This window comes from Rhizobium rhizogenes NBRC 13257 (genome assembly GCF_000696095.1).
Lineage (GTDB): Bacteria > Pseudomonadota > Alphaproteobacteria > Rhizobiales > Rhizobiaceae > Rhizobium > Rhizobium rhizogenes.
Genome location: NZ_BAYX01000021.1, coordinates 23,082 through 36,763 on the forward strand (window position 1 = coordinate 23,082; position 13,682 = coordinate 36,763).

Consider the following 13,682-nt stretch of genomic DNA (forward strand, 5'->3'; position numbering starts at 1 on the left):
GCCCATGACCCAGAAACTTGTCATCGTTGGCAACGGCATGGCGCCCGGCCGCATGCTGGAACATCTTCTCGAAAAGGCGCCAGACCTCTATCAGGTCACGATCTTCAACGCCGAACCGCGCGTCAACTACGACCGCATCATGCTGTCGCCGGTCCTTTCAGGCGAGAAGGATTACGAGCAGATCATCATCCATGGCGATGGCTGGTACATCAAGAACAACATCACCCTCTACAAGGGCCACAAGATCGTCGCCATCGATCGCGCTGCCAAGACCGTCACCTCCGATCATGGCGTCACCGAAAGTTACGACAAGCTGGTGATCGCCACCGGCTCTGTGCCCTTCATCATCCCCGTTCCCGGAGCAAACCTGCCGGGCGTCCTGAGCTATCGCGATCTTGATGACGTCAATGCCATGCTGCTTGCCGCCCAGTCCCGTGCCAAGGCGGTCGTCATCGGCGGCGGCCTGCTGGGTCTCGAAGCTGCGGCGGGCCTCAATCTGCGCGGCATGGATGTCACCGTATTGCACGTCAATTCGACGCTGATGGAACGCCAGCTCGACCCGGCCGCAGGCTACCTGCTGGAAAAGGCGATCGAGGAGCGCGGAATCAAGGTTATTACCAACGCCAACACCCAGGCGATCGTCGGTAACGGCAAGGTCGAAGGGGTCGAACTGGCCGACGGCACCATCATTCCGGCAACGCTGGTAGTGATGGCGGTCGGCATTCGCCCGAGCGCCGGGCTCGCCAAGGAGGCCGGGCTTGCCGTCAACAGGGGCATCGTCGTCGATGCCGGCATGAGCACATCGGACGGCGATATCTACGCACTTGGCGAATGCGCGGAAGTCGGTGGCCAAGTCTACGGCCTGGTGGCGCCGCTGTACGAAATGGCGCGTGTTGTCGCCGCGCAGTTGGCCGGCGAAACATCGGCCGGCTTCGTGCATTCGGACACCCCGACCAAGCTCAAGGTCACCGGCATCGATCTGTTTTCGCTCGGAGACTTCGCCGATGGCGACGATCGCGAGGAGATCGTCCTGCGTGATGCCTCGGCTGGCATCTACAAGCGCCTTGTGCTCAAGGACAACCGCATCATCGGCACTGTGCTCTACGGCGAAACCGCCGATGGCGCCTGGTTCAACGATCTGAAAAAGAAGGCCACCGATATCTCGGAGATGCGCGAGACGCTGATCTTCGGACAGGCCTACCAGGGAGGGTCGCCGCTGGACCCTATGGCGGCCGTTGCAGCCTTGCCGGATGATGCGGAAATCTGCGGCTGCAACGGCGTCTGCAAAGGCAAGATCACGTCAACAATCACCGCCAAGGGGCTGACATCGCTCGACGATGTGCGCGCCCATACAAAGGCGTCAGCCTCCTGCGGCTCCTGCACCGGCCTTGTCGAACAGCTGATGTCGATCACGCTTGGTGACAGCTACAACCCCGCTGCCGTGCAGCCGATGTGCACCTGCACCGAGCTTGGGCATGATGATGTCAGAAGGCTCATAAAAGCCAAGGGGTTGAAGACCATTCCTGCGGTTATGCAGGAACTGGAGTGGAAGACCTCCTGCGGCTGCGCCAAATGCCGGCCGGCATTGAACTATTACCTCGTCTGCGACTGGCCGGACGAATATGCCGACGATTACCAGTCACGTTTCATCAATGAGCGCGTCCACGCCAACATCCAGAAGGACGGTACCTATTCCGTGGTGCCGCGCATGTGGGGTGGCGTTACAAATTCCGGTGAGCTGCGCGCCATCGCCGATGTCGTCGACAAGTTCGAAATCCCGATGGTGAAGGTGACCGGCGGTCAGCGCATCGACCTGCTTGGCATCCAGAAGGAGGATCTACCCGCCGTCTGGGCCGACCTCGGCAAGGCCGGCTTCATCTCCGGTCAGGCCTATGCCAAGGGTCTGCGCACGGTGAAGACCTGCGTCGGCTCCGACTGGTGCCGCTTCGGCACCCAGGATTCGACCGGCCTCGGTATCCGCATCGAGAGATTCATGTGGGGCTCCTGGACGCCGGCAAAGCTCAAGATGGCGGTGTCCGGCTGTCCGAGAAACTGCGCCGAGGCGACCTGCAAGGACATCGGTGTCATCTGCGTGGATTCAGGCTTCGAGATTCATTTCGCTGGCGCAGCCGGCCTCGACATCAAGGGCACGGAAGTGCTCGGCCTCGTCAAGACCGAGGATGAGGCACTGGAGCATATCGTGGCGCTGACACAGATGTACCGCGAACAGGGCCGCTATCTCGAACGCATCTACAAATGGGCAAAGCGCATCGGCCTCGACGAGATCCGCCGGCAGATCATGGGAGATGCCGACAAGCGCAAGGCCTATTACGACCGCTTCGTCTTTAGCCAGAAATTCGCACAGGTCGATCCCTGGTCGGAGCGCGTCTCCGGCAAGGACAAGCATGAATTCCGGCCGATGGCGACGGTCGGCTTCCATCAGGCGGCGGAGTGAGAAGATGGACATGAACTGGGTAGAAATCGGCGACATCTCGGATATCCCGCTGCGCGGCGCGCGCTGCGTGAAGACCCCGCAGGGCAAGATCGCCGTCTTCCGCACCGCCGAAAACCAGGTCTTCGCCATCGAGGACCATTGCCCACACAAGGGCGGCCCGCTTTCGCAAGGAATCGTCCATGGCGCTGCGGTCACCTGCCCGCTGCACAACTGGGTGATCTCGCTCGAAACCGGCGAGGCGCTCGGGGCAGACAAGGGTTCGGTCAGGACCATTCCGGTGCGCAACGAGAACGGAGCCCTGTCGATTGCTCTCGATAGTTTGATGATGGCGGCGGAGTGACCGGAGCAGTCATGTCCGTTGAGACCAAAACCACCTGCCCTTACTGCGGCGTCGGCTGTGGCGTCATCGCCAGTGTCGACGACCACGGCAAGGTCTTCGTTAAAGGCGATCCGGAGCATCCGGCCAATTACGGCCGGCTCTGTTCCAAGGGGTCGGCGCTGGCCGAAACCATCGATCTCGACGGCCGCGTCCTCTATCCGGAGATTCAGGGCCAACGGGCGAATTGGGACGAAGCGCTCGATCTCGTCGCCGCTCGCTTTTCAGAAACCATCGCGGAACACGGCCCCGATTCCGTCGCCTTCTACGTCTCCGGGCAGCTTCTGACCGAAGACTATTATGTCGCCAACAAGCTGATGAAAGGCTTCATCGGTTCAGCCAATATCGACACCAATTCGCGGCTTTGCATGTCATCCTCCGTTGCCGGCCATCGTCGCGCCTTCGGCTCGGATACGGTGCCCGGCACCTACGAGGATATCGAGCTTGCCGATCTGGTGATTCTGACCGGCTCAAACCTTGCCTGGTGCCATCCGGTCATCTACCAGCGCCTTGCCGCCGCCAAGGCTGCGCGGCCGGGAATGAAGGTCGTCGTCATCGACCCGCGCCGAACGATGACCTCCGACATTGCCGATCTGCATCTGGCGATCCGCCCTGATGGCGATGTCGCTTTGTTCATGGGCCTCCTCGCCCAGCTTGCCCAGAGCGCCGCCATCAACCAGAATTTCATCGCGCTCCATACCGAGGGTTTTGCGGACGCGTTTGCCGAAGCGTCTGCGCTGAGCTTCAGCGATCTGCTCGACAAGACCGGTCTGCCGGCGATGCAGCTGCGCGAGTTCTTCCGTCTGTTCGAAACAACGGAAAAGGTGGTGACTTGCTACAGCCAAGGCGTCAACCAATCCTCCTCCGGCACCGACAAGGTCAACGCCATCATCAATTGCCATCTGGCGACCGGGCGCATCGGCCGGCCCGGAATGGGGCCCTTCTCGCTCACCGGCCAGCCGAACGCCATGGGAGGGCGAGAGGTCGGCGGCCTTGCCAACATGCTGGCTGCCCATATGGCGATCGAAAATGCCGAGGATCGTGACCGGGTGCAGCGCTTCTGGAAAGCGCCGACAATTGCCGAGCCGCCGGGGCTGAAAGCGGTCGATATGTTCCGTGCGGTCGCCGATGGCCGCATCAAGGCATTGTGGATCATGGCGACCAATCCTGTGGTTTCGATGCCGGATGCCGATGCCGTCGAGGCGGCCATCAAGGCCTGTCCCTTCGTCGTCGTTTCCGATGTCCTGAAGGAGACGGACACGACGCGGCACGCCCATGTCCTGCTGCCCTCTCTCGGCTGGGGCGAGAAGGACGGCACGGTCACCAATTCCGAACGCCGCATTTCCCGGCAGCGCAAGTATCTCCCCGCTCCGGGCGACGCGAAATCAGACTGGTGGCAGATGGCCGAAGTCGGCCGTCGCATGGGATTTGGCGACGCCTTTGCCTTTAGGTCGCCCGCCGAAATCTTTTCCGAACACGCCGCCCTTTCCAGCTTCGAAAATGATAGCAGCCGGGATTTCGATATCGGCGCTTATGGGCAAATCGCGATCGACGATTATAACTCGCTTTCGCCGTTCCAATGGCCACAGCCCGCGGGATCAGCGCGGCAGACGTCACGCTTCTTCGCAGCAGGCGGGTTCTTTCATCCCGATCGTAAGGCCCGCTTCGTGCCGGTCAAGGCTCCAGAATCAGACCGCACCAACACAGACTTTCCGTTCACGCTCAATACCGGCCGCATTCGCGACCAGTGGCATACGATGACCCGCACCGGCAAGAGTGCCCGCCTGTCATCACATATCGCCGAGCCCTTTGCTGAGATCCATCCCCGCGACGCGATCGAGATCGGCGTCGGCGACGCTAGTCTGGTCGAGATCGAAAGCCCGCATGGCAAGGTGATCGTGCGCGCCTTGGTGACAGAGCGGCAGGCGCGCGGCAGCCTGTTCGTGCCGATGCACTGGAACGACCGGTTCGCCGCAAAGGCGCGTATCGACGCTGTCGTCACGCCCTTGACCGACCCCATTTCCGGCCAGCCCGCGTCGAAGAATGTCGCTGTCGCTGCCCGCCCCTTCAAGGCGGCGCGTTATGGCTTTGCCGTTTCCATGGCAAGGCCGCAGTGGCTGGATAGCGCCTATTGGGCGCTCGCCAAAGCCGATGGTGGTTGGCGGGTGGAACTTGCCTTCGATGACACGGAGGAGGATTGGGCAAGCTGGTGTCGCGCCACTTTCGATATCCCCGCGCATATCGAACCGCTCCGCTATGCCGATCGAACGACCGGCGACTTTCGTCTCGCCTTCTTCGACGGCGAACGATTGCTCGCGGCGCTGTTCCTCGCTCGCCAGCCTGTCGCTGTCGCCCGCAATTGGGCTATCGCCCAGCTCGCCGCGTCCCATAGCGATCTGCGCAAACGCTTCGCGCTCGTTGCCGGACGGCCGGGTGCCGACACGCCCGATCCTGGAGCAACCGTCTGCTCGTGTTTCGGCGTCGGCGTCAATCAGATCGTCGGTGCAGTCCGTAACGGTTGCCACAGCGTCGAGGCGGTCGGCAGAACGCTGAATGCCGGTACCAATTGCGGCTCTTGCCGCGCGGAGATCCGTGGAATCATCGACGAATGCCTCGCAGCCGCGGCCGAATAAGAGCCGCCTCCTTCGCCCCGCAAGTGCCTCGCCCGAGGCGCGACAAAGTGCCCATGAGATAGGCCGGCACCCACCGGCTTGACAATCTATGCTCAATATGAGAACATAAAGTGAACATATGGAGATATCCATGACTGACACACAACAAGTCATAGAGCGTGCCATGACATTCGTCGCAGTTTCGAAAGCCTTGCGGCAACGCGAGCAGGAACGGCTCGCCGCGTGGAAACGCCGCGTCGACATCAGCCGGCCGCTACCGCCCTTGCCGCGCGCCGTGCAGCTTTCGCTCAAGCTGGATCGATGATGTCACCACCGATCTGGGCCTAACAGGTAGAGATTGGTGTTCCCAAGGGAACCACGATCCCGCCATGACGTTTTCTCAGAAGAGGAGAAAGCCATGGCAAAGCATGACCCGACATTGCCGCCGATCCCGGCTCCGGAAACTGGCCTTCCAAATCCCCTTCAGCCGCCTTCGGTGGAACCGCCGAAGATCGCCAGGGATGATGACTCGATTGCCTATGCCCGCGGCTTCGAGGCCGGAAAACGGGAAGCTGCCACCGACAAGAACCCCTATCCCGAAGATAGTAGCAGCGCCAAAGCATTCGACCACGGCTATCTGGATGCGCAAAAGGTCAGAAGTAACGATAAGCCGCCCGGTTAAGATTGTCGGCGGCAGAGCGCCCGCCTTCCAGCGGGCGCTCTGTTTTTTCTAGAGATCGTTATGCCTTGAAGAATTCAAGCAGATCGGCGTTGATGACATCCGCATGGGTGGTGGCCATGCCGTGCGGGAAGCCCTTATAGACCTTCAGCGTGCCCTTCTTGAGCAGCTTGGCGGACAGAAGAGCGGAATCCGCGATCGGCACGATCTGGTCGTCGTCACCATGCATCACGAGAACCGGCACATCGATCTTCTTCAGGTCCTCGGTGAAATCGGTTTCCGAGAAGGCCTTGATGCAATCGTAATGGGCCTTGGCGCCGCCCATCATGCCCTGGCGCCACCAATTGTCGACGACGCCCTGGGAGACATTAGCACCCGGACGATTGAAGCCGTAGAACGGGCCAGCCGGAATATCGCGGAAGAACTGGGCGCGGTTGGCAACCAGTGCCGAACGGAAACCGTCGAAGACCTCGAGCGGCAGGCCGCCCGGATTCTTCTCCGACTTCACCATGATCGGCGGCACGGCACCGATCAGCACCGCCTTGGAGACGCGGCCATGGCCGCCATATTGCGCGACGTAGCGGGCAACTTCGCCGCCGCCGGTCGAATGTCCCACATGAATGGTGCCCTTCAGGTCGAGGTGCTCGGCCAATGCCGCGACATCGGCGGCATATGTATCCATCTCGTTGCCGGTTGCCGTCTGGCTCGAGCGGCCGTGGCCGCGGCGATCATGGGCGATGACGCGGAAACCCTTATCGAGGAAAAACAGCATCTGAGCATCCCAGTCGTCGGCGCTCAGCGGCCAACCGTGATGGAATACGATCGGCTGACCCGTTCCCCAATCCTTGTAGAAAATCTGGGTTCCGTCCTTGGTCGTAATGGTGTTGCTGCTCATAGTGGTATCCTTCCCTTTCGAAGACTGCTTTGTTGCAGAGGCTTGTGCGGGTTGAGCGAAGGGCATGACAGCCGCCGTGGCGGCCAGACCTAATCCGGCCGTCATAACGCCCCGGCGGGTAGCTTGATTGATCGAGTTGCTCATTTCAATCTCCAATCATTTATATATCGCACGATTTGTTATTGCGATATTTATCTATGTAGAGCCAATTCGAATTGCTGTCCATAAGAAATTTATCGCAATATCTTATCGTGCAATAATAAATTGAGCGGCAACCAGCACTTCGGCATGACACCTGAACGACTGAACGCATGGAATCATCGGGTCCAGCCCCTGCGCGATACACTTGGTCTGAAAGATGCGGCTGATTGTGTCAGATGACGATGACTACTGTGCGGGCTTGTCCGCAAAATGCGCGATGGCGAATTCAGCCACCTTTGCGTTCGACTTCCTCGCGTCGTCAAGCCAAAACGGGAAGACCTGCCATTGGTGGATCATGCCCGGCCAGATCTCGACGGTGACATTGACCCCTGCCTGACGCGCCTTGTCCTCCAGGCGCAGCGTATCGTCCAGCAGCGTCTCACGCGAACCGACCTGCAGCAGCAGTGGCGGAAAGCCGGTCATATTCGCATAAAGCGGTGACCTCTCCCAATTCACCGGGGAACGATCGCCGATATAGGCGTTGCGTATCAGCTCCAGCTCGCCCTTGCCCATGAAAGGATCGCTCCCGGCATTCGCGGTCATCGAGGCGCCTGTTATGGCAAAATCGGTCACCGGGCTCATCGCCACCACGGCGGCCGGCAAAGGCCCCTTGAGCCGGAGCTGCCTGAGGGTGACCTCGATCGCCAGGGTCCCGCCGACGGATTCGCCGGCAACCACAATGTTTTCCGCTCGATATCCGGAGGCGAGAAGCCAGCGATAGGATGCCAGCGCATCATCGACCTGGGCGGGAAAACCGTGTTCCGGTGTGAGACGATAGTCGATCAGCAGCACATCGGCGGACGCAGCCTTCGCAAGAGAGCCCGCAATATTGCGATGCGTCCTCAACGAACCGCTATAGAAGCCACCGCCATGGAGATAGAGGATCGCCCGCCGGCCGAGCGGATGATGCAGCCGCGCCGGCCAGATCAGATCGGCCTCAACTCCGTTGACATCCGCATGACGGATCTGGACGCGCGTCGGATCCGGCGTCGATGCCATCAACCTCTCGAAGGCGCCGCGCCGCTGGCGGAGGTCCTGTATGCCGTCGTAGGTTTGATGCAGTGTCGCGATCAGCTTATCGATCTGATCGTTCGAGACCTGCATCGGTGGCACCGGATCGAGAGCCTGGGCGGGTGAACCAAGCAGCACCAGGGGGACGGTCACCGCCAGCGCTGCCATCAACCTCGTCAAGAAAGGGAGCATGAAGAGAAATGACCGACGCCCATTCACACGATTGACCTTTCCGCTACCCAGCCTGAAGGCAATATTGCTCTGTTCGGTTGCAACTGCCAACAGCTTCGTCTGTCTTCAGCTCTGGATACCGTCTATTTTTCAAAGCAGCATGACAGGCGGGGGCGCCCCGTCTCAGCCAGAGAGAATAGCTTGATGATCGTAAAATGGCTGAAGGCACAGCTCTCCACCCCCGGATACGCCACCCGAGGTTTCTCCTCTTCCTATCTCTCGCCTCGAACAGTCCGAAGTAATCTTTACTGAGCGCTTTGGCTTCTCATAGCCTCGGAGAGATTGCCCGAGGCTGCGAACCCATCGAGACCCGTTGCAACGACCGATACCCGGAACACCCCATCAAGGGTTCTGTCGAAGATCGCTCCGACAACGATATCGGCATCATCGAGGACTTCGTCGCGTATGCGGCTGGCGGCCTCATCCACTTCGAACAACGTCATGTCCGTGCCGCCGGAAATGGAGATCAGCACGCCCCGCGCGCCCTTCATGCTCATATCGTCAAGAAGCGGGTTGGCGACGGCAGCCTCTGCCGCCCTCAGCGCCCGGCCCTCTCCGCTCGCTTCGCCGGTTCCCATCATGGCTCGGCCCATTCCGCGCATGACGGATTTGACGTCGGCAAAATCAAGGTTGATGAGGCCTTCCTTGACGATCAGATCCGTGATGCAGCTAACACCGGCAAACAGGACCCGGTCGGCGGTCACAAAAGCGTTCGCGAAGGTGGTCGTGGCATCCGCAATGCGAAACAGATTCTGATTTGGAATAACGATGACAGTGTCCGCGCTTTCACGCAGGCGCTCGATACCCTCGTTGGCGGTCCGCATGCGTCGGTTGCCTTCGAACGTGAAGGGCTTGGTGACGACGCCCACCGTGAGAATCCCCGCCTCGCGCGCCGCTTGAGCGATGATCGGAGCCGCGCCCGTGCCGGTGCCGCCACCCATACCGGCCGTGATGAAGCACATATGCGTGCCCCGGAGGTGGTCCATGATTTCATCGATGGATTCCTCGGCGGCAGCGCGTCCGATTTCCGGCAGGGAGCCAGCGCCGAGACCTTCGGTCACCTGGGTCCCGAGCTGAATGCGCCGCGCTGCGCTCGACATCGCGAGCGCCTGCGCATCCGTGTTTGCCGCAATGAATTCAACGCCCTGAAGCTCTTCCGCGATCATATTGTTAATCGCGTTGCCGCCGCCGCCACCGACACCGACGATGGAAATCTTCGGTATCACTTCGGATAATGATGTGCGGATGTCGGCCATGAAGGTCCCCTTGAATCAATTTCAATCGCGATCACCTGCCATTCGCGGGAACTGGCATAAAGCGATTCGCGAGAGCATAACGATCCTGATGAGGAACGCGTGAGCATTGCGGCATATGCTGGGCGACGTCCACAAGATAATGAATTTAATGCCTGGCGATGGTCGGCATGTTAAAGCGCGAGCCCCCGGATCAAACACCGGGAGCCCGCAGCGACCAACGCAATTCTCAGCCGGCTGAGGTTAGATCGAGGCCAGGCGGGCGAGGATGGCTTCTCGCGCCGCCCGCGAGCCGGCCAAACGCTGCTTCACCCTGGCAAGCACCTCGGCTGTCGCCTCTTCTGGTGTCCCCGAATGGAACGGCGGCGCCGGCGCGTACTCCAGCGAGAGCTGGATCATCTCGGCTTCCTCCTGGCCGCGCAGGGCTGCGACGACAGCCAGCCCGAAGTCGATACCGGCCGTTACCCCGCCGGCCGTGATGAGATTGCCGTCTTGAACGATGCGGCCCGCGGTCGGGATAGCCCCGAAATGGGCGAGAAAATCATGGGCATTCCAATGCGTCGTTGCCTTCCTGCCCTTGAGCAGCCCGACCGCGCCGAGAACGAGGGAGCCAGTGCAAACCGAGGTCACGAAACGCGCTTGCGCCGCTTGTGCGCGGATAAAGGACAAGACAACCTCATCTTCGAGCAACGCGTTCACGCCAGCGCCGCCCGGCACGCAGATAACGTCGAGTTGAGGGCAATCTTCGAAAGTCGTCGTCGGCTGCAACACCAGTTTCGTTGAGGCTACTATCGGCGCGACATCCTTCCAGACCAGATGGACCTCCGCGCCTTCCGTCGAGGCGAAGACCTCGTAAGGCCCTGTCAGATCGAGTTGCTGAACGCCGGGAAAGGTGAGCAGGCCGAAACGGATCGTCATATTCATCTCCAAAGATTGACTTCAGCAAGCTTACGCGATCACTATCTGGCGTATTTGCCAATGTACCCTCATTTTGAGCCAAACTATGCGCCGCATCGAAATTCTCGCCTTCGAAAACGCCCAGCTGCTCGACGTAACCGGGCCACTGCAGGTGTTTACAAGTGCCAATGAAGCAGCTCTCGCAGCGGGTCTGCCAAGACCCTATGACGCGATCACGGTCGCAACGAGCCCACAGACCGGGACGACCTCGGGTCTGTCACTTGCGACCGCACCACTGCCCGACGATGATATCGAGATCGATACCTTGATCGTCGCAGGCGGCCGGGGCGTGAACAAGGCGTGTGAGGACGTCGCTCTCATCGACTGGATCCGCCGGCGTTCGGCAAGGGCGCGGCGGACGGCATCGGTTTGCAGCGGTGCCTTTCTTCTCGCCGAAGCGGGCCTGCTGGAGGGCAAACTCGCTGTGACGCATTGGCATCGTTGCACCGAGTTCTCCAAGCGCTTTCCGAATGTGAAGCTGGAACCCGATCCGATCTTCATTCAGGATGGAGAGATATGGACGTCGGCGGGCGTAACCGCCGGTATCGATCTGACCTTGGCGCTGGTCGAGGCGGATCTCGGCCGGAAACTGGCACTGGCCGTTGCACGTGAGCTCGTCGTCTTCCTCAAGCGGCCAGGCGGCCAGGCGCAGTTCAGCACCATGCTGACGCTGCAGGAGGGCGGCGAGCGCTTCGATCGCTTGCACGGATGGATCATGGACAATCTGCGCGCGGACCTCTCGCTGCCGGCCCTTGCCGATCAGGCCAACATGAGCGCACGCAGCTTCTCGCGGCATTATCGCCAGGCGACGGGACGTACACCGGCCAGGGCTGTCGAAGATATTCGCGTCGAGGCCGTGCGCCGGCTTCTGGAACAGGGCCTTTCCGTCCGCCAGGCACGCATGCGCTGCGGCTTTGGTTCAGAGGAAACCCTGCGGCGAGGCTTTCTGAGAAGCTTTGGCACTACGCCGCAAGCCTTTCGTGATCATTTCGGGTAGTTTAGCCGCACGATATGAACTCGCATTGAGGCATTTGCCTCGCCTGACAAAGCCTGCGATTAACCCTTCCTGATCAGAGGACGCCATGCTTACCTTGGAAACCTCACGGCTGATCTTCCGTCCTTGGCAAGACCGGGATCGCGCACCATTCGCCGCCATCAATGCCGATCCCGAGACGCGCCAGTATTATTATCCAAGCCTGCTCACGCCTGCGGAAACGGACGCAATGATCGATGAGGCCAATGAACAATTGGCGAGCGAAGGGTTTGGTTTTCTTGCCGTCGAGCGCAAGGCGGACGGCGTCTTGATCGGTGGGGCCGGTCTATCGCGTCCCGGCCCCGAAGTTCCCGGCAACTTTCCCCTCGAGATCGGCTGGATTCTCGGACGCTCCTACTGGCGACAGGGCTATGCGACGGAAGCTAGCCATTGCTGCCTCGACTTCGTGTGGAAGGAATTGCAGATAAAAGAGGTGATCGGCTACACCTCGACCATCAACACTCCCTCGCGCTGCGCTATGGAAAAGATCGGCATGGTGCATATGGAAGACGCCGATTTTGAGGATACGACCGTTCCCGTCGGACACGTCCTGCGCCCGCATGTGCTCTATCGGATCAGCCGCCCCTTTCGCTAGGAGCGGCCTGGCGTTTCAACGCGAGCCGCCGCGAAATGCCGCGCCGGCATGGCGAGCCGGCAATCGGTCGCCCTCGCGGAAGATCCGGTTTCGCAGCGATCCCTCTGCATAGGCTGTTTTGTAGAGACCACGATCCTGCAAGGCAGGCACGACGATGTCGATGAAGTCCTCGTAGCTCTCCGGCGTCACCGTTCGCGTCAGATTGAACCCGTCGATCTCGCCTTCGGTGATCCAGCTTTCGAGCTCATCGGCAATCTCAGTGGCATCGCCGACGATAACGGGATAGCGACCGCCGACGGCGAGCTCCTTCAGCAATTGCCGCTTCGTCCAGCCGCGCTGCTGTGCGAGCTGCGTTGCCGACTGGATGGCGTTGGAGGTGCCATAGGAAATCGGATCGTCCAGCTCGTAGCGGGAAAAATCGATGCCGGTGCTGGCCGCGAAATGCGCCAGTCCCGCTTCTGGGCTCGCATGGCGCAGATAGTCTTCGTATTTTTCTCGCGCCGCCTGCCGCGAGTGGTCCGGGATCACGGTAATCCCGACAAATATCTTCACGTCCTCTGGCCGCCGCCCCGCCTCGACAACCGCCTGCCTCAGAATGCGCGATGTGGTCCGCGCCGCGGTCTTGTCGGTCGCGGTGATGAACACACATTCCGCGTGCCTCGCCGCAAACTGGCGACCCCGCCCCGACGTGCCGGCCTGATAGAGCACCGGCGTCCGCTGAATGGACGGCTCGGAGAGGTGGTAGCCATCGACCTGATAGAAAGGTCCGCGATGATGGATCGGCCGAACCTTGGCCGGATCGGCGAAAATACGCGCCTGCCGGTCGGCGCGCACAGCATCGTCATCCCAGCTTCCTTCCCAGAGCTTGTAGAGCACCTCCAGATAGTCGTCCGCGCGATCATAGCGCGAGTCGTGATCCGCCTGCCCATCCTGGCCGAGGGCGCGTGCGGCGCTGTCGAGGTAGCCGGTGACGATGTTCCAGCCGACGCGGCCGCCGGTCAGATGGTCGAGCGTCGACATGCGGCGCGCGAAGAGATGGGGCGCTTCGGAATTGAGGTTGACGGTAATGCCGAAACCGAGATGGCGCGTCACCGCCGCCATGCCGGACACCAGGAGCAGCGGATCGTTGACCGGAAGCTGGATGGATTCGCGCAGCGTCAGGTCGACGGAGTTCTGATAGATGTCATAGACGCCGACGATATCGGCAAGGAATATGCCGTCGAACAGGCCACGTTCCAGCGTCTCGGCAAGCGACGTCCAGTAGTTCAACGTCTTGTATTGATCCGATCGGTCACGCGGATGCGTCCAGAGACCATGATTGATATGGCCGACGGAGTTCATGTTGAAGGCATTGAGGAGTATCTGCTTTTTCATGACATCGATG

At 60.7% G+C, this 13,682-nt stretch carries 12 protein-coding genes; 7 read left to right on the forward strand and 5 right to left on the reverse strand.

All coding sequences use genetic code 11. The features are described 5' to 3' along the window. Nucleotides 1-4 precede the first annotated feature (4 nt). The 5 genes from nirB to RRH01S_RS28820 all read left to right on the forward strand — a co-directional run bounded on the left by nirB (nt 5) and on the right by RRH01S_RS28820 (nt 6,125). A complete protein-coding gene (gene nirB / locus RRH01S_RS28805) occupies nt 5-2,455 on the forward strand; it encodes a nitrite reductase large subunit NirB (RefSeq protein WP_042476295.1) in 2,451 nt (816 codons plus the stop codon). Nucleotides 2,456-2,459: 4 nt separating this feature from the next. Further along, nucleotides 2,460-2,795 (forward strand): nitrite reductase small subunit NirD, encoded by a 336-nt coding sequence (gene nirD / locus RRH01S_RS28810; protein WP_007692821.1) that lies wholly within the window; start codon nt 2,460-2,462, stop codon nt 2,793-2,795. An 11-nt stretch (nt 2,796-2,806) separates the two neighbouring features. Beyond that, on the forward strand, nt 2,807-5,464 hold the full coding sequence (locus RRH01S_RS28815; RefSeq protein ID WP_042476299.1) for a nitrate reductase: 2,658 nt from the start codon (nt 2,807-2,809) through the stop codon (nt 5,462-5,464). Between the two features lie 130 nt (nt 5,465-5,594). Beyond that, a complete protein-coding gene (locus RRH01S_RS34565; protein ID WP_007692823.1) occupies nt 5,595-5,768 on the forward strand; it encodes a hypothetical protein in 174 nt (57 codons plus the stop codon). A 93-nt stretch (nt 5,769-5,861) separates the two neighbouring features. Next, entirely contained in the window at nt 5,862-6,125 is a 264-nt protein-coding gene (locus RRH01S_RS28820) for a hypothetical protein (protein ID WP_042476303.1), read from the forward strand. A 58-nt stretch (nt 6,126-6,183) separates the two neighbouring features. Here RRH01S_RS28820 and RRH01S_RS28825 read toward each other — a convergent pair whose 3' ends face one another. The 4 genes from RRH01S_RS28825 to RRH01S_RS28840 all read right to left on the reverse strand — a co-directional run bounded on the left by RRH01S_RS28825 (nt 6,184) and on the right by RRH01S_RS28840 (nt 10,631). Beyond that, a complete protein-coding gene (locus tag RRH01S_RS28825) occupies nt 6,184-7,017 on the reverse strand; it encodes an alpha/beta fold hydrolase (RefSeq protein WP_110924674.1) in 834 nt (277 codons plus the stop codon). Nucleotides 7,018-7,404: 387 nt separating this feature from the next. Next, nucleotides 7,405-8,397 carry an alpha/beta hydrolase gene (locus RRH01S_RS28830; RefSeq protein WP_042476308.1) on the reverse strand — a complete coding sequence of 331 codons (993 nt, stop codon included), beginning with the start codon at nt 8,395-8,397 and terminating at the stop codon, nt 7,405-7,407. Between the two features lie 308 nt (nt 8,398-8,705). Continuing rightward, nucleotides 8,706-9,716 carry a cell division protein FtsZ gene (gene ftsZ, locus RRH01S_RS28835; RefSeq protein WP_042476311.1) on the reverse strand — a complete coding sequence of 337 codons (1,011 nt, stop codon included), beginning with the start codon at nt 9,714-9,716 and terminating at the stop codon, nt 8,706-8,708. Nucleotides 9,717-9,956: 240 nt separating this feature from the next. Then, nucleotides 9,957-10,631 (reverse strand): DJ-1/PfpI family protein, encoded by a 675-nt coding sequence (locus tag RRH01S_RS28840; protein WP_042476314.1) that lies wholly within the window; start codon nt 10,629-10,631, stop codon nt 9,957-9,959. A gap of 85 nt (nt 10,632-10,716) precedes the next feature. Between RRH01S_RS28840 and RRH01S_RS28845 the strand changes: the two genes are divergently transcribed. Together RRH01S_RS28845 and RRH01S_RS28850 are read left to right on the forward strand one after the other, a co-directional pair. Beyond that, nucleotides 10,717-11,667: a GlxA family transcriptional regulator gene (locus RRH01S_RS28845; protein ID WP_042476317.1), complete on the forward strand. Its 951-nt coding sequence runs from the start codon at nt 10,717-10,719 to the stop codon at nt 11,665-11,667. Nucleotides 11,668-11,752: 85 nt separating this feature from the next. Beyond that, nucleotides 11,753-12,298: a GNAT family N-acetyltransferase gene (locus RRH01S_RS28850; RefSeq protein ID WP_042476320.1), complete on the forward strand. Its 546-nt coding sequence runs from the start codon at nt 11,753-11,755 to the stop codon at nt 12,296-12,298. A gap of 15 nt (nt 12,299-12,313) precedes the next feature. On the opposite strand, the gene RRH01S_RS28855 is transcribed toward RRH01S_RS28850, so the two are convergent. Next, nucleotides 12,314-13,672 (reverse strand): LLM class flavin-dependent oxidoreductase, encoded by a 1,359-nt coding sequence (locus RRH01S_RS28855; protein ID WP_042476324.1) that lies wholly within the window; start codon nt 13,670-13,672, stop codon nt 12,314-12,316. Between the last annotated feature and the right edge of the window lie 10 nt (nt 13,673-13,682).

Bases quoted from the DNA above. Each gene is read 5' to 3' on its own strand.
- RRH01S_RS28840 (WP_042476314.1), bottom strand. From the start codon at position 10,631: ATGACGATCCGTTTCGGCCTGCTCACCTTTCCCGGCGTTCAGCAACTC.
- ftsZ (WP_042476311.1), bottom strand. From the start codon at position 9,716: ATGGCCGACATCCGCACATCATTATCCGAAGTGATACCGAAGATTTCC.
- nirD (WP_007692821.1), top strand. From the start codon at position 2,460: ATGGACATGAACTGGGTAGAAATCGGCGACATCTCGGATATCCCGCTG.
- RRH01S_RS28815 (WP_042476299.1), top strand. From the start codon at position 2,807: ATGTCCGTTGAGACCAAAACCACCTGCCCTTACTGCGGCGTCGGCTGT.
- RRH01S_RS28850 (WP_042476320.1), top strand. From the start codon at position 11,753: ATGCTTACCTTGGAAACCTCACGGCTGATCTTCCGTCCTTGGCAAGAC.
- RRH01S_RS28830 (WP_042476308.1), bottom strand. From the start codon at position 8,397: ATGGCAGCGCTGGCGGTGACCGTCCCCCTGGTGCTGCTTGGTTCACCC.
- RRH01S_RS28845 (WP_042476317.1), top strand. From the start codon at position 10,717: ATGCGCCGCATCGAAATTCTCGCCTTCGAAAACGCCCAGCTGCTCGAC.
- RRH01S_RS28820 (WP_042476303.1), top strand. From the start codon at position 5,862: ATGGCAAAGCATGACCCGACATTGCCGCCGATCCCGGCTCCGGAAACT.
- RRH01S_RS28855 (WP_042476324.1), bottom strand. From the start codon at position 13,672: ATGAAAAAGCAGATACTCCTCAATGCCTTCAACATGAACTCCGTCGGC.
- nirB (WP_042476295.1), top strand. From the start codon at position 5: ATGACCCAGAAACTTGTCATCGTTGGCAACGGCATGGCGCCCGGCCGC.
- RRH01S_RS28825 (WP_110924674.1), bottom strand. From the start codon at position 7,017: ATGAGCAGCAACACCATTACGACCAAGGACGGAACCCAGATTTTCTAC.
- RRH01S_RS34565 (WP_007692823.1), top strand. From the start codon at position 5,595: ATGACTGACACACAACAAGTCATAGAGCGTGCCATGACATTCGTCGCA.